The sequence below is a fragment of the Lysobacter sp. Root667 genome, from assembly GCF_001427715.1.
Taxonomy (GTDB): Bacteria; Pseudomonadota; Gammaproteobacteria; order Xanthomonadales; family Xanthomonadaceae; genus Lysobacter.
This window is the reverse complement of sequence record NZ_LMHF01000012.1, coordinates 1-23007: the sequence shown is the minus strand read 5'-3', so window position 1 is coordinate 23007 and position 23007 is coordinate 1. Positions and strand designations below refer to the sequence as shown.

Sequence of the window (23007 nt, the reverse complement as noted above, 5' to 3'; positions counted from 1 at the left end):
GATGAAAGCTCGTTATCTATTGCTCATGATGCTGTGCTCGAACGGCGGCCACGCGGAGCAGGGTTGCCCTGCCGGCTTGGCTCCAATCGGGCAGGCGCCCGGTCCGATCTGCGTACCGCAACCAGGCTATGGATTGGGAAGCCCTTCGGCCCCGACCCAAAGCCAGCAGCCGAGCGCGCCTCAACCGCGCTGGATTGATCGCTGGGGCGCCATTTCCATTGATGTCGTCGCGTCGAAAATGGGCGTGGCGACAGAAAAGAAGAACCGGCGCGAAGCTCAACGTAGCGCGTTGAAGGACTGCCAAGCTCGTGGCGGAGCGGCGCAGGAGTGCAAAAAGTCGTTGTTCACCTATGGAAATGGATGTGGCGCTTTGGCTTTGGGTAGCGACTATGTCGCGTTCGACGGTGGCGGCACCGTCGAAGAGGCCACCGATAAGGCACAAAAGCTCTGTAGCTTGAATTCAACGAACTGCGAAGTCCTGTACACCCGTTGCAGCTACCCGGTGCTGGTCAACTGATAGGCCCAGCGCAGCGGTAAGGCAGATAAAGTTTCGTATCAACTCGGTGGCGAAGGATTCGGCGCCGGGTTTGATGTAAAGTACGGCCTGAGCTTGGCCCAAGGGCGGACTGCCCGGGGGACTTGCGGAGGTATCAAGGGGTGCGATCGCACAGCCGTAACTAGGATGTCACGGCGGTATTGCAATCGTTCTCCGAGGAGTTACACCGCCGGCATCCGCCGTCGGGCAATAGGCGATGCGACGTTACCGCGATTGCGGTGGCGCAGCCGCCGCATGAGTAGGGGTTGCCATGAAGTTACAGCTCGTTCCGTTGGCGCTATTGCTAGCCCTCGCCAGCGCTTGCGACCGCACGCCCGATGCGCCCGCCGCATCCGCGCCCGTCGCCTCCGTCCCCGATTCCAAGCCCACACCCACGCCTGCCGCCGATCCTGCGGCGCCGTCCGTCGCGTCCGTCGCGGCCACGCCTGCGGTCGCACCGCAGACCTTGCCCGCGACGACCTGCGCACCCGAGGCCTACGCCGACTTCTTCAACGAGTACGCCGGTTCGCCCGGCGTGCGCGCCGCCTACACCGCCGACACGGTGCGCGTGGGTTCGTTGGACAAGCCGGCCGACGCGCATCCGGTCGCCAAGGCCGATTACCGCGACTTCAAGGTCGGCATCGTCGACAGCCGCTGGGCCTACCTCGACCCCGCGGTCAAGGACCCCGGCAGCTACCCGCTGCTGGACCTGGAGTTCAAGCCCGAAGGCGGCAAGTCCTTCCGGGTCGAGTACGTCCAGGCCGAGTTCGACGCCGACGACAACGTGGTCAAGACCATAGGCAAGCCAGGCGCCTATGTGTTCGAGCGCGGAAACGACTGCTGGGTCCTGAGCCAGGACCTGCATTGATCGCCGCGGCCGTGCGCCGCGGTAACAACGGGACACAAGGAGATCTCCCATGGGCAAGATCCGCATCGTAGAGAGCGTGGGCGGCAGTACCGAGCACGTCCACAGCTACGACGACATCGAAATTCATCACCCCAGCAAGAAGGGCAAGGAAGCTGGGCGCCACTACCAGGTCATCGACGGCCACAACGAGGAAATCCTGTCCTCGGGCGGCAAGGTCGCGCATTCGCGCGACGGCCACGTGTTCGTGTCCAAGGACTTCGTCCTGCTCGACGACAAGGGCCGTTCCAGCCCGGTGCACGTGCCGGCGCCGGCCGACGGCTTCGTCAAGATCGACAAGAACAGCGGCCTGGTGAAGATCTACGACAAGCTGCCCGACGGCGAGATGATCGCCCAGGTGCGGCACATGGACCTGCGCCAGTTCCCGCTGAAGGACGGCGATCCGATCCAGTACGGCCAGCCGATGGGCCTGCAGGCCGGCATGGGCGGTGGCAAGCTCAACAAGTACCCCACCCACACCCATATCGACTTCAACGCCAACCATCTGGACAAGTTCAAGCAGTACGTCCACGACATCGACACCGGCGTGATCAGCACCGATCGCTATCCGGCCAAGGGCCAGGCCACGCCTGTGACCGCGCCGGTGCAGCACGACAAGCCCGCCGATGTCGCCAAGCCCGCGCCCGCGCGTGCTGCGGCCGACGGTGTGCTGCGTTCGGGCGAGCAGGGCGCCGATGTCCGCGCGCTGCAGGAATCGCTGAACAAGCTCGGCTATCACGACGGCAAGGGCCGCGCGCTGAACCCGGACGCCGACTTCGGCGCCAGCACCAAGGAAGCGGTGCAGGCGTTCCAGCGTGCGCATGGCCTGAAGGACGACGGCGTCGCCGGTCCCAAGACCCTGGACGCGCTGAAAAAGGCCGAACAGACCCCACTGCTGTCCAACCCCGCGCACCCGGACCACGCCATGTTCAAGCAGGCAGTCGGCGGTCTGGAAAAGCTGGGCCCGAACGCCGGTTTCAAGAACCATGCCGAACTCGAACGGGCCGCGGCGACGCTGACCTTCGAAGCCAAGGTCGGCGGCTTGAAGCAGATCGACCACGTCGCGCTGAGCACCAACGGCACCGGCCTGTTCGCGGTCCAGGGCGGGCTGACCGACCCCGGTCACCACCGTGCGCACGTGGACAAGCTGCAGGCCGGCGCGCAGCCGCTGGAGCAGTCCACGTTCCAGCTGCAGCAGGATGCGCAGCAGCGCCAGAAGATCGAGGCGCAGGCGCCGGCGGTCGCGCAACAGCAACAGCGCGAACCGCGGATGATGGCTTGACGATGCAAACGCCGATCGACGTCCATCGTCGATCGGCGCGAGGCCGGTTGCGGACGCAACAGCCGCCGCAGCCGGCAAAGCCGAACGGAGTATCGAGCGAGACCATGCGCAAGTCGTTGACCTTGTTAGTGCTGATGACGTCGCTGGCGGCATGCCAGGCGGCGGCGCCCGGCGATGCGGAACCGCAGGCTGCTGCGTCCGCGCCCGCCGCGCAGACGCAGCCAAACCCGCAACAGGAAGTGCCCGTGAACAATCTGTCCGTGACCCCGCAGCAAGACGATCTGACCCAGTTTCTCCCCGCCGGCGGCAAGCAGCTGGCGGTGCAGCGCGCCGATCTCGACGGCGATGGCCGCGAGGACGCGGTGCTGGTGATCGATCCGCCGGTGCAGGCCGACGCCAAGCTGGGCGAGGGCGCGCCGCGCACCGTGCTGGTGCTGATCCGCGACGCCGACGGCAAGCTGCAGGTCGCCAAGCGCAGCGAGCGCTTGGTGCCCTGCGCCCGTTGCGGCGGTATCGCCGGCGATCCGTTCGGCTACGTGCGCGCCTATGCGGGCGGGTTCACCGTGCTGATCGAAGGCGGTTCGCGCGAGCGCTGGTCGGATGAGTTCGGCTTCGCTTATTCGGCCGAGCAGAAGGATTGGCTGTTGGAAAAGGCGGTACGCAGCGTGGTCGACACCGACACCGGCGAGGACAAGCGGCTGGATTTGCAACGCAAGGATTTCGGCGCGATCCGGCTCGAGGAATTCGACCGCGACAAGCTGCCGTCCGTGGAAGAGGCCTGAGTACGCAGGAGCGTCACCGAACCGGGCAGGGAACGTCCGGGCAGGGCTTGGGTTTTGGCGATATAGGCATTCAACCAGGAGCTACACATGACGACGGATAGGGAAACGCAACTGTTGCAGGCCGCGACGGCGTCGGGGATCACCTCGCGTCGCGAACTGGCGAACTTCATGGCCCAGGTCGGCCACGAATCGCACGGCCTGACCAAGCTCGAAGAGGGCTTTCGCTACACCAAGGGCATCTCGCAGATCCCGGTGAAGTCGGCGATGCGCGAAGGCGCGCCGGCGCTGGAATCGGCGCGTCTGGAAGCCCTGCGCGGGCGTCCGGAGGCGCTGGCCGACCTGATGTACGGCGGTCGCATGGGCAACGACGAGCCCGGCGACGGCTACAAATACCGCGGTCGCGGCTACATGCAGCTGACCGGCAAGGACAATTACCGCTCCGCCGGCGAAGCGCTGGGCCTGGACCTGGTGCACCACCCCGATCTCGCGTCCAAGCCCGAGAACGCGGCCCGCATCGCGACCTGGTACTGGCAGAACAACGTGCCGCAGAACGCCCGCGAGGACGTGACCAAGGCCACCCGCGCGGTCAACGGCGGCACCAACGGCCTGGCCGATCGCGAAACCCGCAACGAGCGCTGGCTGCAGACGCTGACCCCGGAACTGATGGAGCAGCTGGCCGCCGGCCGTATCGGTCGTGCGGTGGAGCCGAACACCCCGGCCAAGCCTGCACCCACGCACGCGACGCCGAATGCGGCCGCCGACGGCGTGCTGAAGTCGGGCGAGAAGGGCGCGGCGATCGAAGCGATGCAGAAATCGCTGCAGGCGCTGGGCTACACCGACGGCAAGGATCGCGCGCTGAACCCGGACGGCAACTTCGGCGCCAGCACCAAGGAAGCGCTGCAGGCGTTCCAGCGCGCGCACGGCCTGAAGGACGACGGCGTCGCTGGTCCCAAGACCCTGGACGCGCTGAAAAAGTCCGAACAGACCCCGCTGCTGTCCAATCCCGCGCATCCGGACCACGCCATGTTCAAGCAGGCGGTCGGCGGTCTGGAAAAGCTGGGTCCGAACGCCGGTTTCAAGAACCACGCCGAACTCGAACGGGCCGCGGCGACGCTGACCTTCGAAGCCAAGGTCGGCGGTTTGAAGCAGATCGACCACGTCGCGCTGAGCACCAACGGCACCGGCCTGTTCGCGGTCCAGGGTGGGCTAACCGATCCGGGTCACCACCGTGCGCATGTGGACAAGCTGCAGGCCGGCGCGCAGCCGCTGGAGCAGTCGACGTTCCAGCTGCAGCAGGACACGCAGCAGCGCCAGAAGCTCGAGGCGCAGGCCAACCCGACCCAGACGCCGCCGACGCGCGCGATGGGTTGAGTCGACCCGCCGCGCGCAAGCGCGGCGCAGGTACGGCTGCATCCGCGAGGGGGCGAGATGCGGTCGTCGGCCCGGTCCGGTGCGACCCCGTAGCAGGGCGCACCGGACCGGGTCGGTCGAGCTCGACCCGATCACCATAGAAACGCTTCAGGAATTCCCATGAAATCTGCAAACCTTCTGTGCATCGCACTGCTGACGGTCCTGGCCGGCTGCAATTCGTCGAAGGCACCGTTCGACGCGGCCACGACCGCACCGGCCGATGCGGTGGCGGCGACGCCGCCGGCGCCGGCCATGGCCACGGCCGCGACTGCCGAAGCCGCCGCAACGCCCGCTCCCGCTGCGACGGCGCCCGCCGGCGACGGCCGCTCGCTGTGCGCCGCCAGCGAGGACATCGTGCTGTCGTGCAAGCTCGCCGGCGGCCAGCTGGCTTCGTTGTGTGCCTCCAAGGGCGTCAGCGACCAGGCCGGCTACGTCTACTTCGCCCAGGGCGCGGCGGGCCGTCCCGACTACGTGTTCCTGGCCGACAAGGGCGTGCACGGCGAGCGCTTCAAGCGCACCCAGCTCGGCTTCGCCGGCAACAGCGGCGGCTACGCCTATTCGTTCGAGGACGGCGGCCGCAAGCGCATCTTCTATTCGATCTCCGGCGAGAAGGGCGTGCAGGAGCAGGGCCTGCTGACCGCCAGCGGCGATGCGGTCAAAGCCGAGGCTTTCGTGGCCTGCGAGCCGGGCAGCCTCGTCGACGATATCGACGACACCTTGTTCAAATTCACCCGCGGCTGGGACCGCGACGCTGCGATCGACCGCGGCGGGCTACCGGCCAAGCCCTGAGCTACGGCCGCAGCCTCAACTACGCATAACGATCGCATCAAGGAGGAAACCAATGTCTACACCGAGCAACCGCGATTTTCTGCTGCAGCGCGCCTACGAGTCCGGCATCCGTGAACCGCGTGAACTGGCCGCGTTCATGGGCCAGATGCAGATCGAATCCCGATCCTTCGCCAGCATGCACGAGAACCTGGGCTACAGCGCCGAACGCCTGCACGAGGTGTTCCCCGATCGCAACGGCATGAACACCCTGGCCGAAGCTCGCGACGTCGTGCGCGGCGGCCGCGAGCAGATCGCCGAGACCATCTACGGCGGCCGTTGGGGCCGCGACAACCTCGGCAACACCGAGCCGGGCGACGGCTGGCGTTTCCACGGCCGCGGTTACGTGCAGCTGACCGGCCGCGACAACTACGAGCGCGCCGGCCGCGAGCTCGGCCTGGATCTGGCCGCCAATCCCGACCTGGCCGCGGACCGCGGCAACGCCGCCAACATCGCCGTGCACTACTGGCAGAGCCGGGTCGTCCCGCACGGCAATCAGTTGAATGTGCGCGAGGCCACCCACGACATCAACGGCGGCTACAACCATCTGCCCGAGCGCCGCGCTGCGGTGGCCGAGTGGGAGCGCATGCTCACCCCCGAAGTGATGCAGGGCCTGGCCCGCGGCGAAGTGGTGCTGCCCGCGCCGGGCCGCGGCGGCCGCGATCCCATGGCCGACGGCGTGCTCAAGCTCAACGAGCGCGGCCAGGCCGTCGAGGACATGCAGGAAACGCTCAAGCGCCTGGGCTATCGCGACGCCCAGGGCAACGAGCTCAACCCCGACGGTCATTTCGGTCGCCGCAGCCAGGAAGCCCTGAAGGCGTTCCAGCGCGATCACGGCCTGGAAGACGACGGCATCGCAGGGCGCGATACCTTGAATGCGCTGCGCAATGCGCAGCCCAACCAGCCGCAGACCGAACGCGGCCGCGATCAGCCGGCGCAGCCGACTCCGGCCGAACCGGCACGCAGCAGCTCGCTGCAGGATCCGGCCAATCGCGACAATCCGGTCTACCGCCAGGCGGTCGCAGGGCTGGAACGCCTGGGCCCGAATGGCGGCTTCGACAATCGCGAGCAGCTCGAGCGCGCGGCCGCGACCCTGACCTACGAGGCCCGGGTCAGCGGCCTGACCCAGATCGACCACGTCGTGCGCAGCACCAACGGCACCGGTCTGTTCGCGGTGCAGGGCGGCCTGAACGACCCGGCCCACCACCGCGCGTTCGCCGATCGCGGCCAGGCGGTCGGGCAGAGCGTCGAACAGACCAGCCAGCGCCTGCAGCAGGACGTGCCGCAGACGCAGCAGGCTCCGTTCATGGCGCAGCCGCAGCCCGAGCGCCAGCAGCAGACCAGCCAGCGGGTGTGATCGTGGCGGTCGCGTTTCGCCCCTAGCGGGCGGCGCGCGGCCGTTTCCCCTCATGCGGGCGCGCCCGGTCGCGCGCCCGCCACCGGACCTCAGCCGTGCAGCCCCCCCGGGACGCGGCTGTGGCGGCAGTCGGATGCGGGACCGCATGCGGTCCCGCATCCGCCTAGCCTTGAAGCACTCTCGCGATTGCGCGAGCATACGGGTCAGGCTGCAGCAGCGGAGGCGCCATGAACGGACTCCCCCAGGGACAGGAACGCAGGGTCGACAGCGACGCGTCGGTGAAGACCCTGGACGACCTGCGACAGGCCGAACAACGCGCGCTGCTGAGCAGTCCCAGCCATCCCAACCACGACCTGTTCAAGCAGGTGCGGGTGTGTCTGGATCGCCAGGACACGGTTTCCTCGCGCACGCCGGAACAGAACGACAACCTCGCGGCCGCACTCGCGGTCGAAGCCAGGCGCAACGAAATGCGCGTCAACCACGTCGTCCTGAGCAAGGACGGCGAGCGCGCGTTCGCGGTCGAAGGCGACCTCAACTCGCCGGCGCGCCGGGTCAGCTACGTCGAAACGGCGCAGGCCGCGTCGCAGCCGATCGAGCGCAGCGGCGAGCAACTGGCGCAACTGTCGCGCGAGCAGGATCAGCGCGACCGCCGCCAGGCGCAGGAGCAGGATCGTCAGCGCCAGCCCGAGGCGCAGCGCGAAGCGCCGCTGCTCGGCCTGGGGCCGCGTTCGCTGTGACGGCGACGCAGACGGTTCGGGCCCGCGAGGCAATGCAGGCATTGGAGGCCAGGCAGTGAGCGAATACCAACATCACCTACTTACGCGCGGCAAGTACCAGATCGTCGCGTTGACGCCGGATGCACAATTCGAGGACGACGACATCTATGCTTACGCGGTGATGTCGTCTTCGGGCGTCAAGCTGCGCCAGGAGCTGACGCTGAGCGACGCCAGGAATTGGCTGGACGACCGGATGGAGCGGGAGCGGGGCAACCCCTCCGCGCCGATGCCGGATCCGGTGGAAGCGGCTCCCGTACGATCCACGTTGCTCCGGCCCGGCCGGAAGCGTCGCTGATCGCATGGCGGGCCTTGGGGAACTTCAAGCAGGGAACAACACGTGAAAGGGAAGCTGATCTTCGCCCTGGTCCTGGGCATCGCCGCCTTGGCCGCCGGGCTGTATCTGTCGGGCTATTTGTCGCTGCTGTTCCTCAAAGTCGATACCGGTCTGCTGAAGTGGAGCACCTTCACGGACTACGTGCGGGTGCTCGATCTGCCGCAGTACAAGCTGCACGCGGGTAAGATCAAGGCCTCGGGCTACATCGGCTTCGGCCTGCCGGGCCTGGCCTACCTCGCGCTGCTGGTGCTGATCCTCAAGCCCAAGCCGCGCTCGATGCACGGCGATGCGCGCTTCGCCAACGGCATGGACCTGCAAAGCAAGGGCATGTTCAAGGCGTCCCACAACGGCATCGTGGTCGGCAAGTACAACGGCAAGCTGGTGCGCCTGGCCGGCCAGCAGTTCGTGATCCTGGCCGCGCCGACCCGCTCGGGCAAGGGCGTCGGCATCGTGATCCCGAACCTGCTCGAGTACCAGGAATCGATGGTGGTGCTCGACATCAAGCAGGAAAACTTCGACCTGACCAGCGGCTGGCGCGCCCAGCAGGGGCAGGAGATCTACCTGTTCAATCCCTTCGCCGAGGACCGGCGCACGCACCGCTGGAACCCGCTGACCTACGTCGCCACCGACCCGGCGTTCCGGGTCTCGGACCTGATGAGCATCGCGGCGATGCTGTATCCGGACGGTTCCGACGACCAGAAGTTCTGGGTCAGCCAGGCGCGCAACGCCTTCATGGCGTTCACCCTGTACCTGTTCGAGGCCTTCGAGGAAGAGAACAAGATCGGTTTCCCGTTCGCCAACCCGCCGACCCTGGGCGCGGTTTACCGGCTGTCCTCGGGCGACGGCAAAAGCGAGCTCAAGCCCTACCTGCAGGGGCTGTCGCAGCGCCCGTTCCTCAGCGACAACGCGCGCTCGGCGTTCGCCAACATGCTGTCCCAGGCCGACGAGACCTTCGCCTCGATCCTGGGCACGTTCAAGGAACCGCTCAACCCCTGGATCAATCCGGTTCTGGACGCGGCCACCAGCGCCGACGATTTCCTGCTCACCGACCTACGCAAGAAGCGCATGACGATCTACGTCGGCATCCAGCCCAACAAGCTGGCCGAGAGCCGTTTGATCGTGAACCTGTTCTTCAGCCAGATCATCAACCTCAACACCCGCGAACTGCCGCAGAACAACAAGGCGCTCAAGCACCAGTGCCTGCTGCTGATGGACGAGTTCACCTCGATCGGCAAGGTCGACATCATCGCCTCGGCGGTCTCGTACATGGCCGGCTACAACATCCGCCTGCTGCCGATCATCCAGAGCATGTCGCAGCTGGACGCGACCTACGGCAAGGACATCTCGCGCACCATCATCACCAACCACGCGCTGCAGATCATCTACGCGCCGCGCGAGCAGCAGGATGCCAACGACTATTCCGACATGCTCGGCTACACCACGGTGCGCAAGCAGAACGTGACCCGCGGCCGCGACTACTCGCGCAGCGAATCCGAGGAACGGCGCGCGCTGATGCTGCCGCAGGAGCTCAAGGCGATGGGCTTCGACACCGAGGTGTTCCTGTACGAAGGCATCCCGCACCCGGTGAAATGCGACAAGATCAAGTACTACCAGGACAAGCACTTCACCTCGCGCCTGCTGCCCAAGGTCGAAGTGCCGACCCTGAACCTGCGCGCCTGAGCATACCGTCTTGGGCGTGCCGTCTTGGGCGCGGCGTCCTGAGCGTGCCGTTTTGAGCATGCCGTTCTCAGCATGCCGTTTTGAGCATGCGCTCACGCCGCCGCCGCCGGATTCCGGCGCGGCGGCTGCACGAACGCGGCCGCGGCGATACGATGTCGCTCATCGGTCGACCCCGCGACCCCACGCCCTGACATCCCCATGCAGAACCTGCGCATCTCCCTGGTCCAAGGCGCCACCCGCTGGCACGATCCCGCCGGCAATCGCGATTACTACGGCCGCCTGATTTCCGCGCTGCACGGCACCACCGACCTGGTGCTGCTGCCGGAAACCTTCACCAGCGGCTTCAGCAATGAGGCGATCGGCAACGCCGAGACCATGGACGGCCCGACCGTGGCCTGGATCCGCGAACAGGCGGCCAAGCTGGGTGCGGCGGTCACCGGCAGCGTGCAGCTGCGCACCGACGAGGGCGTGTTCAACCGCCTGCTGTTCGCCACGCCCGACGGCGCGCTGCAGACCTACGACAAGCGTCATCTGTTCCGCTACGCCAACGAGCACGAGCGTTACGCGGCCGGCCGCGAACGCCTGACGGTGGAGTGGAAGGGTTGGCGGATCTGCCCGCAGGTCTGCTACGACCTGCGCTTCCCGGTGTATTCGCGCAACCGCTACGACGTCGAACGGCCGGGCGCGCTGGATTACGACTTGCTGCTGTACGTGGCCAACTGGCCGTCGGCGCGCGCCCATCCCTGGAAAACCCTGCTGCGCGCACGCGCGATCGAGAACCTGTGCTACGTCGCCGGCCTCAACCGGGTCGGCGACGACGGCAACGGCCTGCATTATTCCGGCGACAGCGCGGTGATCGATTTCCTCGGCCATGCGGTCAGCGAATGCACCGACGAGGAAGTGGTCGCGACCACGACCCTGCTGGCGGACGAGTTGGCCGCGCATCGTGCGCGTTTCCCGGCGATGCTGGACGGCGACGCGTTCGAGTTGAAGTGAGCGGGGCAGGGCGCTTCCGGGTAGGAGCGGCGTAAGCCGCGACCGCGAACCGCCGGCTGCCTGCGCCGCCTGCTCCGACTTCGCTGCCTCCGCATTCCGCAACGCTCTGATTCTCGCCGCGCCGTGACTCATCACGGTCGCGGCTTACGCCGCTCCTACCCCAAAGCGGATTCGCCAGCTTTGGGGTAGGAGCGGCGTGAGCCGCGATACGCGAATCCGGGCGGGCGGCGCCGCTACCATCGCCCATTCATCGCCACCTCACGCCGCGCCCACATCTGCCTGCGCAGCCGGGACTACACTGGCGTAACCGCGCAAGCCGCACGGTAACCGCATCCAACGGATGCCGGCGCCCAGCGTCCGGCCGGCCCGGACCGCGGCGCCGGCTCCCCGCACCGGAGGAGCCCGCCATGGCATCGCAACGACTAGAGGACTACCTGCATTCGCACCAGGTGGCCTACGACATGCTCGCCCATCCCTACGCACCCACCGCGCACGCGGCTGCGGTCAGCGCCGACATCGACGACCACGAAATGGCCAAGACCGTGATGGTCAAACTCGACGGCCGCCTAGCGATGGCGTTGGTGCCCGCCGACGAATGGCTGCGGCTCACGCGCCTGCGCGAGGCCAGCGGCGCGCAGTACGTGGCCCTGGCCAGCGAGGCCGAGTTCAAGGAGCGCTTCCCCGAATGCGAGGTCGGCGCGATGCCGCCGTTCGGCAATCTCTACGGCCTGGAGGTCTATGCGGCCGACAGCCTGGCGGTGGAGGAGCGGATCGCGTTCAACGCCGGCAACCACCGCGAGCTGATGCGTATGGCCTGGTCGGACTTCGAGCAACTGGTGCATCCGCACGTGGCGACGCTCACGCGTCACTGAATCCCGGTATCGGGACGGGGGTGCGATGCCACCTCCGCGCCGTCGATCAAGGCGTGTCCGGAGCGAACACGAAGCGAACACGCCTGTGCGCTGCCGGTCGCGCGGCCCCGGCCGGCGTTGCGCGCGTGACCGATGGCACTGTGCCCCATTGCCGCTTTGCCGAAACGTAGCCGGGCCCCGGTCGCGCCGACCGGGGCCCGGCTGCGGGAATCACGGATGCCACATTTGAAAACGATCCTCGGCCTGATCGCGGCCGGCGCGATAGCGCTCGCAGGCTGCAGCGCGCATCGGCCCGCCGCCGCCGCCCGCGAAGAAGCGGCGCAAGGGCAGGGCCGCGGCGACCTCATCGCCGTGGAACCTCTGGGATCGTTCGACCAAGCGCACCTGCAACAGATCGCCTCCGAGTTCCCAGGCGGCATCGCCGTCGCCGGTGGCGCCAAGCTCTACCGCATCGTGTACTGGACCCGGTCGCAGGGGCGTCCGACCCGGGCCTCAGGGCTGTGGTCGGTGCCCGAACGCGGCGCGGCGCCGAAGGGCACCGTGATGTACTTGCATGGCACCCAGATGACCCGAGCGTCGTCGCCCTCGCTGCCCGACCGCGTCGACGGCAACGAGGAGACCGCGGTGTTCGCCGGCAACGGCTTCGAAGTCGTGCTGCCCGATTACATCGGCTTGGGCGTCTCGACCTGTCCGCAGGCTTACGTCATCGTTGCCGCGCAGGTCGACGCCTCGATCGACTTGCTGCGCGCGCTACGTAGCGCGCGTGCGCGCCTGCGGCGCAACGGGTCGCCGTCCTTGTACCTGATGGGGTTCTCGCAGGGCGGCCAGAGCGTCGCCGGCCTGCATCGCGCGCTCGAGCGCGAACCGCTGCCCGGCTATCGGCTGCACGGCTCGGTCGGCATCGCCGGACCTTACGACCTGCACGCGCTGATGCTGCGCAAGATTTCGCCCGCGCATGCCTCGGCGGCGAACAACGCCGGCTATTTCGCCTTCATCGCCAACGCCTATTCGATCTACTACGGCCATCCCTTGGACGAGATGCTGACTCGCGAGTACGCCGACGCCGTGCCCGCGCTGTTCGACGGCACCAAGGCGCCGGAGCAGGTCGTGCCCGCACTGCCGACGGACGCGCGTCGCTTGTTCCGGCCACAGTTCCTGCGCGCGTTCGAAGCCGGGGACGACACCTGGTTCGCCCGCGCGCTGGACGAAAACCAGACTTACGCCTGGACACCGGCGGCGCCGTTCCGGATCTACTACGGCGAGGCCGACACCGACGTGCTGCCGGAGTCGGCGCGGGCCTTCTACGATTATGCGAAGCCGCGCGGCGGCAACTTGTCGCTGCATCCCTTGGGAGCGGTCGATCATTGGAACAGTGCCGCGCTGAGCTATGCGCCGACGCTGGCATGGTTCGAGGAACTCAGCGCAGCGAAATAAGGCTCGTCGCGCGGGGCCGTGGGAATAGCCGTCGCACGCTCGCGACGATCCGCATGAAACTCGCCCCGGCGCCGCGTATCCGCAGGCCCGGCCGGGCTTGCGGGCGCTTCAGTCCACCCGCCGCATCGACCGCGCCTGCGCCTGACTCTCGCCGCGCTTGTGGAAATACACCTGTTCGGCCGCCCAACGCAGCGGCGCCGAATGCAGCAGCAGGTCGAACGGCCAGTCGAACTGGAAGCGGTCGAAGGCCCAGCGCAGCGCACGCTTGGTGCGGAAGCGCGGCGCGCTGTCGATCGCGACCTGCTCAGGCGCCGGGCCGCCGCTGCGTACATGCGCGGCCAAGGCCTGGCCCAGGGTCCAGCCGTGCGCCCAGGCCGAATGGATGCCGCCGGCGGTCACCGGCGAGACGATGCCGGCGGCATCGCCGGTCAGCAGGGCGCCGTCGCGTGCCAGCGGGAACACCGGGCCGCCGCAGGGAATCAGCCCGGCACGGGTCGAGTCCGGCACGGTATCGGCGGGCAGGCCGACCAGGGCGCCGACCCGGGCCAGGAAACCGTCGATGTCGGGCACGCGCGCGCGTTCGGGGTCGTGGCGCAGGGCCAGACCGGCTTGCACGCCGGTCGGATTCTGCGCGACCCAGCCGATGTAGCCCGGCGCGTAACGCTTGCTGACGAAGCAGTGCAGGGCGTCGGGCTCGGGCAGGCTCGCGCCGGCGAACTCGTATTCGATCCCGTACAGGAACTCGCTGACCCGGCCCAGCCCGGCGCGCTCGGCCACGCGCGACTTGGCGCCGTCCGCGCCGACCAGGCAACGCGCGCGGCAGGCGATCGGCAGCAGGCCCTGCGACATGCCTTCGACCTGCCAGCCGTCGCCGTCGCGACGGGCCTGGGTGAAGGACGCGCCCAGACGCAGGTCGACGCCGTTGCGGCGCAGTTCGTCGGCCAACCAGCGCATCAACCGCGGCGTGTCGGTGGTGAGGAAGTAGTAGCCCGGCGCATTCAGGGCCAGGCTGCGCAGGCGCGGCGAGTACAGCCGCACGCGCTCGACCCGGTGCAGGCAGTCGCTGGGCGCGCGGTTGAGCCAGGTCTGCTCGGCGGCCTCTTTGACCACGATGCCGGTGGTGTGCAGGCGTTCGCCAGGATCGGTCTTGCGTTCCAGTACGGTCACGCGCAGGCCGGCGCGCGCGGCCGCGAGCGCGCAGGCCGCACCGGCGAAGCTGGCGCCGACCACGAGCACGTCGCAGTCGTAGGAGGGGTCGTGGCGGGACATGGTGTGCATCCGAATCAGGGGACGCCGCCACTGTCGCGCGAGGCGATGAAGCGTGGATGGGGTGAATGTGAAGTCGACGGTGTGGGGGAACGCTCAAGCTCGGGCACACGCGCCAAGGGAGCGAAGCCTCATCCGAACGGCGACTCGCGAACCGAGCCGCAAGCCCTGGCTGCGTTCTGTTCTCGCGGGCGGGAAAGATGCCTGCGGGGCGGATGAGGGCGAACGGTGCCGTCGCAAGAACAGAGGTGCGGCAGCGCTGCCGCAAAAACTAAAGCGCGCCGTGCCGCCGCAAAAACAAAGGACGCGATAGCGCCGCCACAAAAACCAAAGGGCGCCGCAGCGCCCTTTGGTCGAACCGGAATCCGACGCGATTCGCCCTGAAAGCGAACCGCGAAAGATCGGCGTCAATCGTCTGTCAGACCTCAGCCGCGCGGACCGCGACCGCCGCCGGGACGACCGCCGCCGCGCGGGCCGCCGGGACGCGGGCCGTTCGGGTTCGGGCGTGCGCCGCCGGGGCGCGGCGCGCCGCCGGGACGACCGCCGGGCTTGCCGCCCGGGCCGCCGGCCGGACGCGGGCTGCGCGGACGATCGCCGTAGGGGTTGAAGCCGCCCGCGCCCGGGTTGGCGTGATCGGACGGGAAGCTGGGCGCGTTGCCCGGATGGCCGTACGGACGCGAGCGCTGGCCCTGACCCTGGCCTTGTCCCTGACCGCCACCGCCGCCGCCGCCACGACGCTCGCCGTAGGGGCTGTTGCCACCGCCGCTGCGTTCGCCGCCGAAGCCGCCGCCACCGCCCGGACCGCGCTCGGAGCGGCCCTGGCCGCCGTAGCCGCCGCCGCTGCGGGCGCCGCCGCCGGCACCGGGACGACCGCCGCCGCCGCCGGGTTTGCCGCCGTAGGGCTTCTTGGGGCCGCGGCTGTCGGGATTGCGATGACCGCTGGGGCCGGTGTCGACGCCATCGGGCACGTACCAGGTGCGGAACGCCGCCGGATTGCCGTCCGGCAGCGGCTTGGGACCCTTGTCCTTGCGCTGTTTGAACGGCTTCTGCGACTGGTTGGCCGCGGCTTCGCCGCTGACCGTGAGGCCGCCGTGCTTGCGCGGACCGCCGCGGCCGCGACCGCCGCGATCTTCGCGGACGTTGTCGAAGCGGCGCAGTTCGCGGCCTTCGTCGGCGGTGTTGTGGCCGCTGACGTAGCCCGGCGAGCGCTCGCCGCCGGACAGATGGACGGTGGACTTGGTGGCCTTGCGCTGGCCGATCACCGGCTGCAGCGTCAGCGCAGACGGGGTGCCGTCTTCCAGGCCCAGTTCGGTGCGCAGGCTCTCGACCTTGTCGGATGCGAGCTCCTGCGACTGGCTGCGCAGCAGTTCGCGCGGCAGCGAGACGGTGCCGTAGCGGATGCGCTTGAGGCGGCTGACCTGGCAGCCCTGCGATTCCCACAGGCGGCGCACTTCGCGGTTGCGGCCTTCCTTCACCACGACCCGGAACCAGTCGTGCGAGTCGCTGCCGCCGATGCGTTCGATCTCGTCGAACTTGGCCGGGCCGTCGTCCAGCGAGACGCCGCGGGCGAGGCGGTCGACGATGTTGTCGGCGACCTTGTCCTGGCCTTCCGGTGCGCGCACGCGGCAGACGTATTCGCGTTCGACTTCGAACGACGGGTGCATCAGCGCGTTGGCGAGCTCGCCGTCGGTGGTCAGCAGCAGCAGGCCGGTGGTGTTGATGTCGAGGCGGCCGATCGCGATCCAGCGCGCGCCCTTGAGGGCGGGCAGGGATTCGAAGATGGTCGGACGGCCTTCGGGATCGTCGCGGGTGGTGACTTCGCCTTCGGGCTTGTTGTACATCAGCACCCGGGCCGGCTCGGTCAGCGCGCTGGCGACGAAACTGCGGCCGTCGAGTTCGATCTTGTCGCCGCCCTTGATGCTCATGCCGATCTGCGCGGTTTCGCCGTTGACCTTGACCAGGCCGTCGGCGATGCGCTGTTCGAGCGCGCGGCGCGAGCCCAGTCCGGCCTGCGCCAGCACTTTGTGCAGGCGCTCTTCCAGACGCGGCGCCTCGGTGGAGGCGGCGTCACCGCTGCGCTTCAGGGAAAGCTTGCGGGGTTTGTGTTCGCTCATTTCTGTTGCTCCGGCCGGTCGTCTTCGGACTCGGCCTCTGTATTCGGAACGGTCGTCGTCTCGACGGCGTGAGGGTCTTGCTCGTGATCGTTCGCGTCTGCCGCGCGCTCGCCCGGCGCGGCATCGGGGTCGTCCATGGGGACGGATTCGGGTGTGTTGTCTTGCCCGGCGTCGGCGGAATCGCCTGCGTCGGTGTCGTCGGCGCCGGTTTCGGTGCTGGAATCGGCGACGGCGGTGGGTTCGGGTGCTTCGGAATCGGTGTCGGTATCGGCGTCCGCGTCGTCCGCGCTTTCGACGTTCGCGTCGTCGGCTTCGGTGCCGCCGAGTTCATCGTCGCCGATGTCCTCGTTGCCGGCCTCATCGTTGTCGGCCTGCGCGTCCTCGGCGTTGCCGCCGTTGCCGATGCCGCCGGCTTCGATCTGGCTGGGCGCCGGCGGGCCGTCGAACTGCAGTTGCGGCTCCAGGTCGCCGATGTCCTTGAGTTCCGACAGCGGCGGCAGCTCGTCCAGGCGCTTGAGGCCGAAATAGTCCAGGAAGGTCTTGGTGGTGCCGAACAGCGCCGGCTTGCCGGGCACGTCGCGGTGGCCGACCACGCGGATCCACTCGCGTTCTTCCAGGGCCTTGATGATGTTGCTGTTGACCGCGACGCCGCGGACCTGCTCGATCTCGCCGCGCGTGATCGGCTGGCGGTAGGCGATCAGGGCCAGGGTTTCCAGGGTGGCGCGGGTGTAGCGGGTCTGACGCTCCGTCCACAGGCGCGCCACCCAGGGGTGGACGTCGGCCTGGACCTGGTAGCGGAAGCCGGAGGCCAGCTCGACCAGTTCCACGCCGCGCTCCTTGCAGCCCTCGCGCAGCGCTTCCAGCGCCTGCTCGACGCTGTCGGCGGGCGCCGGCTGGTCTTCCGGAAACAGGCTGTGCAGCTGCGCCAGGGTCAGCGGCTGGTTGGCCGCGAGCAGGGCGGCCTCGACGATGCGGGTGACGAAGTGTTGGTCCATGGGGCGTGCGTTTCGTACCGTGGTATGCGGGGCTTGCGGCCGTCGCGCCCGCAGGGCGGACGCGCGGCCCGGAAGGTGCGGGCGGTCAGCCCGCCGGGTCGTCGTTGGCGGCGTGGTCGAACTCGCTGCTGAGCTCGATCTCGTCGGGGTCCTTCATCAGCGCCAGCGACTTGACGTAGATGGGTTCCAGCGGGCCTTCCTGGACGATCTCGATCAGTTGCTCCTTGGCCAGGGTGAGCAGACCCAGGAACGTCACCACCACGCCCAGGCGGCCTTCTTCGACCGTGAACAGCGACTCGAAGCGGTGGAACACGCCGTCGGCCATGCGCGTGAGCAGCTCGCCCATGCGCTGGCGCACGCTCAGCGCGTCGCGCTTGATCGCATGCTGGGTGTACAGCTCGGCGCGCTTGAACACGTCGTGCAGGGCCAGCAGCATTTCCTTCAGGTCCACCGGCGGCGGCAGGCGGATCGACGCGCGGTCCGGGACGAAGGCCTGCACTGGGACCGTGTCGCGGTCCTGGCGGGGCAGGGAGTCGATGTCCTCGGCCGCCTTCTTGAAGCGCTCGTACTCCTGCAGGCGCCGGACCAGGTCGGCGCGCGGGTCTTCCTCGATGCCTTCCTCGTTGGGCGCGCGCGGCAGCAGCATGCGCGACTTGATCTCGGCCAGCATCGCGGCCATGACCAGGTAATCGGCGGCCAGCTCGAAACGCATCTCGTGCATGGCCTGGATGTACTCGACGTACTGGCGGGTGATGTCCGCCACCGGGATGTCGAGGATGTCCAGGTTCTGGCGCCGGATCAGGTACAGCAGCAGGTCCAGCGGGCCTTCGAACGCGTCCAGGATGACTTCCAGCGCGTCCGGCGGGATGTACAGGTCCTGCGGGATCTGCAGCACCGGCTGGCCGTGGATCGTCGCCAGCGGCATTTCCTGTTGCTGCGGACGGCTCGCGGCGGCCGCAGCGGGCGCGGTGTCTTCGGGCGCCGCCGGCGCGGGCTCGACGCCGGCGGCGGGGGCGTCCGCCGCGGAATCGTCGGGCGCGGGCTCGTCGGGCAGCGCTTCGTCGGACACGTTTTCGTTGGTCATTCGGGGCCGGCCCCTCCGGGCCGTGGGCACTGCTGGTGGCGACGTTGCGGTGGGCGGTCTGGCCCCAGGAGCAACGGCGCCGGTGACGACGGGTTTCGGCAACCACGGGTCCGCGCGCTGCGACCGGCACCCGGAGGTACCTGCACGAACCGGCGGCTGACGCGGACCGGTTGGGTCGAAGGCGAGGCGAAGCTAAAAGGTCGTGCTTGGCCCGAACGGCTCGACCCGTGCACCGCGCAGCAGGGCGTGGCGACGAAGAACGAGAGGGTTGCGGGCGCGGGCCGGTGGTCTGCAGCACTGCACCGGCGCATTCATGAGATGCGGGTGCTGGACGTGGCGACGGTGTGGGAGACCTGTCGCGACGGGCCGCTGCGTCCGGCCTCGGGCAATTGACACTTAGGGTAAGGGCTTGCGCCCGCAGTGTCCAGCACCGGCCGGGGGGCCGGCGCTGGACGTGCCACGCCGGGTGCGCCGGCGTTCAGCGGGGCGGTGCGGAGTGTGCCGGGCGGCATGCGCCCGGCGTGTCCCGTGCCAGTGCGGCGATTGCGGTTCAGCCAGGCTGGTTCTGCCAGGCTGGTTCAACCAGGCTGGTTCAACCAGGCCCGCTCAGCGGAACCCGGCCACGGTGGCCTTGGTGTTGACCAGCACGCGCTGGTTGTCGCTCTGGGTCGCGGTGCCCATCGGCACGCCGCCGTAGCTGATGCTGGGGTTGGACCAGTAGTTCAGCCGCGTGCAGCTGGGGCTGCAGTTGTAGGCCATGATCGTGCGCCAGCGCGTGCCGGTGGCCGGCTGGTAGCGATAACCGTGGCCGTAGGCGTAGGGGCTGGTGGACGGATCGGTGGCCGGGTCGTGGCGCGCGCTCTGCAGGTGCCCGATCTCATGGGCGAAGCTGTAGTATCCGGTCGCGCAGTCCCAGTACACCGACGCGAACGCGGTCGCCGCGGTCGAGCCGATGCCCGACGCCAGCCCGCAGTACGAGCTGTTGTTGAGGATGATCACGCCCACGTCGGCGGCGCTGCTGTTGCGGGTGGTGTGGATGCTGTCCATGTAGCCGTCGCTGGTGCCGCGGAAGCGGGCCAAGTCGGTGCTGAAGTTGCCCGATTCGGTGTAACTGGTGGTGCTGTAGCTGGCCAGGACCAGGTTGATGCCGACGTTGGAATTCACGTAGCCCTGGTTGGACTCGGCCACCGCCAGCTGGATCAGCGACTGCATGTTGCCGCCGTAGGCCGTCACCGCCTGGTTGGTCGCCACCACCATCACCCGGATGGTCGCGGTCGGGCCCGGCGGAATGCCGAGCGCACCGACCCGGCCGTCGTCGGTGGGGGCGGGCGCGGCCATGCGGATGGTCGGCAGGCGGTTGTAGTCGTGGGGGTGTTCGGCCGGCAGGCGGCTTTCGTCGACTTCGACGATCGCGTGTTCGCCGCCGGGCAGCGGGCGCACGCGGTAGAGCTTGCCGTTGCTGCGCAGGGTGCCGGTGACGGTGTCGCCGCTGCGGACCAGGATCGCCGAATTCAGCGGATCCACGCCCGACAGCGTCTTGGCGCTGATGCGCGGGCCGAAGTTGCCGTACCAGACGGTGTCGCCGGTCTCGGTGCGTTCGACCTTGTTGCGGTTGGCGGTGAGTACGCGGCCGTCGAGCTCGATCTCGATCTGCGGCTCGTCCACCGCGGTCGCGTCGACCTTGACCAGACGCACGTTACCGGTCGAGGCGCTGGACAGCAGATTCTCCAGCGCGGCTTCGTTGCTCGCCTTGGCCAGCGTGGCGGTGCTGCTCACCAGCGGCTTGCCGGCGGCGACCGCGGAACCTGCGAGTATCATGCTCACGATCGCGGCCGTGGCTTTCACGGAATTCGACTTCATGTCACTCCTCCTGAGTTGATGGCGGCGCAGCCGCCGAATGAAGATGTCCCGGTTGTCACGTTCCCCTGTGCGGGACCCGCGATTAGGACGCGATCGACCTGCGTTCATGCAATCGGGATTTCCCTCAATTTGCTGAACCCAGAACCCCGCATCACGCTTGGAGGTTGACCGGAATCACATGTGGTATCTCATCGAAGGTTATGACGGCAGCGACGTGCTGCCCCAACGGCTGGCGGCACGCCCGGACCACATCGCGCGCCTGCACGCGCTGCGCGACGAAGGCCGGCTGATGCTGGCTGGCCCCTGTCCCGCGATCGACGCCGAAGATCCCGGCCCGGCCGGCTTCAGCGGCAGCCTGATCGTGGCCGAGTTCGAATCCCTGGACGCCGCGCGCGCCTGGGCCGACGCCGACCCTTACGTCGCCGCCGGCGTCTACACCTGTGTCGACGTGCGCCCGTTCAAGCGGGTGCTGCCGTGAGCGCCGGCCCGCTGCCGCGCGAACAGCGCGTCGCCGCGATCCGCGCCGCGCTCGAAGCCGCGCTCGCGCCGCAGTCGCTGACCGTCGAAGACGACAGCCACCGCCACGCCGGCCACGCCGGCGCCCAGGACGGCCGCGGCCATTACAACGTCGACGTGGTCAGCGCTGCCTTCATCGGCCTCAACCCGATCGCCCGCCACCGCGCGGTGTACGCCGCGCTGGGGGGAATGATGACGACGGATATCCATGCGCTGGCGATCAAGGCCAGGGCGCCGGGCGAGTAGCCTGCTAGGTCTGGGCAGTGTCTTAATCGCAAATTTCTGCCTCAAAGGCTAGGCGATCGATTTTATGAAGGCAGTTAATGCACTGCTTGCAGTGCGTCGCACGACATCCATTTCCTTGGATTTTATCATTTCCTCAACGGGTTGATTTTTATTGACTTTGGATAGAGCTTTCTCCAGTGCTTTCACTGAGTCGTCAAAATCCGGGCCGAACGTAGTGGCTTTGGGTGCGATCAGTAAGCCGCTGTCTGTAAATAGCTGTTCGATTGCCTCTGTCAATGAAGATGTTCTTGGGTGCCCGGTTGATAGCCAGAGCGAGATTTGAACTTCTATGTCGCTCAATTCTTGAAGGCTTTCTAATATGTCGTTAGTGTTTATCATGGTCATTTGTTGTGAAAAATTTGCGGCTTGAACATAAAGTCGTTAATTGGTATGTGAGCGTCTGGGGTCTTTTTTGAGGGCAGCACATTTCCATTCGCATCTAAAGCGTGCCCGTTTCTCTGCCAGCGAACATAAGGATTTTGAGAGTTTGGGAATGGGCTAGTGGGGTCTCCGGGCATTAGCCTCATTGCATTGCCTTTGTTCTGGGGGTCGAACAGCCAAGCGCCATTGTTCTCATGTGATGGGCGGATCTTCCAATGATCAGGCACTCCATCAGGGATCTGACGTGTGCCTGGAGGGGCGCGGAAGCCGCGAGTCTCCAGGCCGCCGAGTGCCGTTTTTGCTTCCGTTGTTAACGCTTGCCCGTATCGTGCAGGTGTAAGAAACGCAAGCAGGCTGATTTTTGCTTCATTTAGGCGGCCTTGATCAATATATTCAAAGCTTAAGAGATTTATATTGTCTGGTGTAAATAAGGCGAGAGGATCACCTACACTTCTAGCCAGAAATATACCCCCTGGGGTGTGGGTATAGAAGCCGAATCTTGTGGCGCGCATTTCGCATCCGGATGGGACGCAACCCCATCTTCCATCGGGGTCTATATAACTGTAAGGATTGTTGTTGGCATATTGATAGCGGTTGAAATTATCCCCGGTGCCTGAGTTTGCGCTTATCGAGTCATTGCCCAAGAATCGCCCCAATGTGGGGTCGTAGTATCGTTGCTGCATATATGTTAGTCCGGTCGATCCATCCATCACATGACCGGTATAGCCGATGCCATCGACCGTCTTGTTGATCGCACTGCCGTAGGGTTCGTAGTTCGTCCGCTCGATCAGCGCGCCGCTGGCATCGGTCGTCGCCACCGGGCTGCCCAACGCATCGGTGTGTTGGTACTTGGTCGCGATGATCGTGTTGCTCGGCCAGTTGTGGTCGATCGTCGCGATCACGCTGCCGCTCAGGTACACATTCTCCTGCGTCGTCTGCACCCCGCCGGCCGTCAGCTTCGAGCTGAACAGGTATTGCCCGGCCTGACTGTACTGGAACCACTCCTGCAGGCCGTTGTCCTTCTGAATCTTAGAGCGGCGGCCGTGGCCATCGTAACGGTAGTTCTCCTTGCCCATCACCCAGCGCAGGCGATTGCCGTAGTCGAAGCCGTACTGCTGGCCGTTCTTGTTGTTCAGATTGCCCTGCACGTCGTAGCTCAGGCCCACCACGCTGGCGCCGCCGCTGTTCTGGACATTGGTCAGGCGGTTGTTCGTGTCGTACCAATAGCTGTGCTCGCGCACGCCCGGGTGGCTGACGCTGCGGATGTTGTCGATCGCGTCRTAGCCGTAGTTGATGTAGTGCGTGCTGCCGCCGAACAT

At 67.3% G+C, this 23007-nt stretch carries 22 protein-coding genes; 15 read left to right on the top strand and 7 right to left on the bottom strand.

Annotated elements, in window-relative coordinates:
• The first annotated feature begins 1 nt into the window (after window position 1).
• From ASD78_RS20040 to ASD78_RS11485, 13 genes are all read left to right on the top strand, one after another.
• Complete coding sequence (locus ASD78_RS20040) at window positions 2-517, top strand: DUF4189 domain-containing protein (RefSeq protein WP_082575578.1); 516 nt, start codon at window positions 2-4, stop codon at window positions 515-517.
• A 289-nt stretch (window positions 518-806) separates the two neighbouring features.
• Window positions 807-1403: a hypothetical protein gene (locus ASD78_RS11540; protein WP_156087722.1), complete on the top strand. Its 597-nt coding sequence runs from the start codon at window positions 807-809 to the stop codon at window positions 1401-1403.
• A gap of 49 nt (window positions 1404-1452) precedes the next feature.
• A complete protein-coding gene (locus tag ASD78_RS11535) occupies window positions 1453-2721 on the top strand; it encodes a peptidoglycan-binding domain-containing protein (protein WP_056101505.1) in 1269 nt (422 codons plus the stop codon).
• A gap of 245 nt (window positions 2722-2966) precedes the next feature.
• Window positions 2967-3503: a hypothetical protein gene (locus tag ASD78_RS11530; protein WP_235566487.1), complete on the top strand. Its 537-nt coding sequence runs from the start codon at window positions 2967-2969 to the stop codon at window positions 3501-3503.
• An 87-nt stretch (window positions 3504-3590) separates the two neighbouring features.
• Window positions 3591-4874 carry an XVIPCD domain-containing protein gene (locus ASD78_RS11525; protein ID WP_082575577.1) on the top strand — a complete coding sequence of 428 codons (1284 nt, stop codon included), beginning with the start codon at window positions 3591-3593 and terminating at the stop codon, window positions 4872-4874.
• Window positions 4875-5033: 159 nt separating this feature from the next.
• Window positions 5034-5702 carry a hypothetical protein gene (locus ASD78_RS21125; protein WP_056101499.1) on the top strand — a complete coding sequence of 223 codons (669 nt, stop codon included), beginning with the start codon at window positions 5034-5036 and terminating at the stop codon, window positions 5700-5702.
• Between the two features lie 52 nt (window positions 5703-5754).
• A complete protein-coding gene (locus tag ASD78_RS11515; protein ID WP_056101496.1) occupies window positions 5755-7095 on the top strand; it encodes an XVIPCD domain-containing protein in 1341 nt (446 codons plus the stop codon).
• 227 nt (window positions 7096-7322) lie between these two features.
• A complete protein-coding gene (locus ASD78_RS11510; protein ID WP_056101495.1) occupies window positions 7323-7832 on the top strand; it encodes an XVIPCD domain-containing protein in 510 nt (169 codons plus the stop codon).
• 55 nt (window positions 7833-7887) lie between these two features.
• Window positions 7888-8166: a hypothetical protein gene (locus tag ASD78_RS11505; RefSeq protein ID WP_055899579.1), complete on the top strand. Its 279-nt coding sequence runs from the start codon at window positions 7888-7890 to the stop codon at window positions 8164-8166.
• Window positions 8167-8220: 54 nt separating this feature from the next.
• Window positions 8221-9885: a type IV secretory system conjugative DNA transfer family protein gene (locus tag ASD78_RS11500; RefSeq protein WP_156087741.1), complete on the top strand. Its 1665-nt coding sequence runs from the start codon at window positions 8221-8223 to the stop codon at window positions 9883-9885.
• A 198-nt stretch (window positions 9886-10083) separates the two neighbouring features.
• The gene (locus ASD78_RS11495; RefSeq protein WP_056101493.1) at window positions 10084-10881 is read left to right on the top strand and encodes an amidohydrolase; all 798 of its coding nucleotides are present in this window, start codon (window positions 10084-10086) and stop codon (window positions 10879-10881) included.
• Between the two features lie 407 nt (window positions 10882-11288).
• The gene (locus ASD78_RS11490) at window positions 11289-11753 is read left to right on the top strand and encodes a YbaK/EbsC family protein (RefSeq protein ID WP_055899573.1); all 465 of its coding nucleotides are present in this window, start codon (window positions 11289-11291) and stop codon (window positions 11751-11753) included.
• 225 nt (window positions 11754-11978) lie between these two features.
• The gene (locus ASD78_RS11485; RefSeq protein WP_056101487.1) at window positions 11979-13187 is read left to right on the top strand and encodes a hypothetical protein; all 1209 of its coding nucleotides are present in this window, start codon (window positions 11979-11981) and stop codon (window positions 13185-13187) included.
• Window positions 13188-13295: 108 nt separating this feature from the next.
• On the opposite strand, the gene ASD78_RS11480 is transcribed toward ASD78_RS11485, so the two are convergent.
• The 5 genes from ASD78_RS11480 to ASD78_RS11460 form a co-directional block, all read right to left on the bottom strand.
• Window positions 13296-14456, bottom strand: a complete 1161-nt coding sequence (locus ASD78_RS11480; protein ID WP_056101883.1) for an NAD(P)/FAD-dependent oxidoreductase — start codon at window positions 14454-14456, stop codon at window positions 13296-13298.
• A gap of 422 nt (window positions 14457-14878) precedes the next feature.
• Window positions 14879-16567: a pseudouridine synthase gene (locus ASD78_RS11475; RefSeq protein WP_056101485.1), complete on the bottom strand. Its 1689-nt coding sequence runs from the start codon at window positions 16565-16567 to the stop codon at window positions 14879-14881.
• On the bottom strand, window positions 16564-17562 hold the full coding sequence (scpB, locus tag ASD78_RS11470) for an SMC-Scp complex subunit ScpB (RefSeq protein WP_056101482.1): 999 nt from the start codon (window positions 17560-17562) through the stop codon (window positions 16564-16566). The genes ASD78_RS11475 and scpB overlap by 4 nt, the downstream gene beginning before the upstream one ends.
• Before the next feature lie 85 nt (window positions 17563-17647).
• Complete coding sequence (locus tag ASD78_RS11465) at window positions 17648-18646, bottom strand: ScpA family protein (RefSeq protein WP_082575575.1); 999 nt, start codon at window positions 18644-18646, stop codon at window positions 17648-17650.
• 606 nt (window positions 18647-19252) lie between these two features.
• A complete protein-coding gene (locus ASD78_RS11460; RefSeq protein WP_056101479.1) occupies window positions 19253-20506 on the bottom strand; it encodes a zinc-dependent metalloprotease in 1254 nt (417 codons plus the stop codon).
• A 178-nt stretch (window positions 20507-20684) separates the two neighbouring features.
• Between ASD78_RS11460 and ASD78_RS11455 the strand changes: the two genes are divergently transcribed.
• Both ASD78_RS11455 and ASD78_RS11450 read left to right on the top strand, forming a co-directional pair.
• The gene (locus ASD78_RS11455) at window positions 20685-20984 is read left to right on the top strand and encodes a YciI family protein (protein ID WP_056101476.1); all 300 of its coding nucleotides are present in this window, start codon (window positions 20685-20687) and stop codon (window positions 20982-20984) included.
• 11 nt (window positions 20985-20995) lie between these two features.
• Window positions 20996-21268 carry a BolA family protein gene (locus ASD78_RS11450; protein WP_056101880.1) on the top strand — a complete coding sequence of 91 codons (273 nt, stop codon included), beginning with the start codon at window positions 20996-20998 and terminating at the stop codon, window positions 21266-21268.
• Between the two features lie 48 nt (window positions 21269-21316).
• Here ASD78_RS11450 and ASD78_RS20745 read toward each other — a convergent pair whose 3' ends face one another.
• Both ASD78_RS20745 and ASD78_RS11445 read right to left on the bottom strand, forming a co-directional pair.
• Window positions 21317-21607, bottom strand: a complete 291-nt coding sequence (locus ASD78_RS20745) for a hypothetical protein (protein ID WP_162250162.1) — start codon at window positions 21605-21607, stop codon at window positions 21317-21319.
• 41 nt (window positions 21608-21648) lie between these two features.
• A partial coding sequence (locus ASD78_RS11445) for an RHS repeat-associated core domain-containing protein (protein ID WP_056101472.1) occupies window positions 21649-23007 on the bottom strand: 1359 nt, incomplete at its 5' end.